Here is a 1,080-nt window from a genome sequence, read left to right on the forward strand (position 1 = left end):
AAAAATATGTGGAAGGTCCACACTTGATATTGACTGTCCATAATTACTGATCTCAATCTCAATCGTTTCCTCTTGTTCCATATCTAATATCTAAAAATTCCCCTTCTTTTCCATAACGGATGGCATTTTGAATTAGGTTTTCAAATACTCTGGCCAATTTATTACCATCACCCAGAATAATCGGATTTTCGGTGGTTGTGAATTGTCTTAATTGCATTCCAGCTTCCTGCAGTTGAATCCTATATTGAACAGCTAATTGATTTACCATTTCTTCTATATTAATGGGGTCTTTTACCATTAGGATTTCTTTGTTTTGTACATAGGTTTATTCAAATAAATCATTGATTAAATGATGTATTCTCTCAGCCTTCGATTGAACAATTTCGGTGTAATATCGTAGTTCAATCTCATCGCGATAATGATCATGATTGATAAGGTTTAAGTACCCAATTATAGAGGTGAGAAGTGACCTAAGGTCATGGGCAACATTCGTTACTAAATCATTCTTAATTTCCTTTGCCCTTCTTTCTTCCTTAATGGCCTTTTGGGCTTGAATGATAATAGCATTAATACTTTCCGATAGTTGCCCCAATTCGTTTTCATCTATTTTTATTACCTTTTTATCAAAATTAGCTTTTGCAATTAATTGAATTTCCTTTGACAGTTTATAAATTCTAAAGGCTGTGTATCGTTGTTTCTCATATTGATAAAATAGAAAAAGGTACGCACAAAATATAGAACAATAGAAAAAAATAATAAAAAACGGCCCAAAATAGGACAAGATTTCAATAATTTGCGAAAAAAATCGTGAGTGTTCATCATAATACTCTAAAGAAGGAATAATAATAAAAGCCGTAATTATGGTCATAAGTGCGGAAAGAAAAAGATATAGATAAATTTTCTTATTCGGAATAAATTTTACGACATCAAGGAAATTATTTATCAACTTTATAGCCAACCCCCCAGACTGTCTGAATAATCGATTCTCCAGGCAAAGCTGCTTCGATTTTATCTCGCAAGTTACTTATATGAACCATAACCGTTTTATTCGACCCTGCCCTAGGTTCATTCCATATCTTT

The 1,080-nt window shown here is 32.5% G+C and carries 3 protein-coding genes; all 3 read right to left on the bottom strand.

Translation table 11 applies throughout. From position 1 onward, the window contains the following. Window positions 1-58: 58 nt before the first annotated feature. Window positions 59-298 (bottom strand): hypothetical protein, encoded by a 240-nt coding sequence (locus CHI06_RS14890; RefSeq protein ID WP_095249375.1) that lies wholly within the window; start codon window positions 296-298, stop codon window positions 59-61. Window positions 299-325: 27 nt separating this feature from the next. After that, a complete protein-coding gene (locus CHI06_RS14895; protein WP_095249377.1) occupies window positions 326-946 on the bottom strand; it encodes a sensor histidine kinase in 621 nt (206 codons plus the stop codon). After that, the coding region (locus CHI06_RS14900) for a winged helix-turn-helix domain-containing protein (RefSeq protein WP_142300959.1) at window positions 936-1,080 on the bottom strand (145 nt) is incomplete at its 5' end. The genes CHI06_RS14900 and CHI06_RS14895, both read right to left, overlap by 11 nt.

The sequence above is a fragment of the Bacillus sp. 7884-1 genome (assembly GCF_002272245.1).
In the GTDB taxonomy this organism is placed as follows: domain Bacteria; phylum Bacillota; class Bacilli; order Bacillales; family Cytobacillaceae; genus Neobacillus.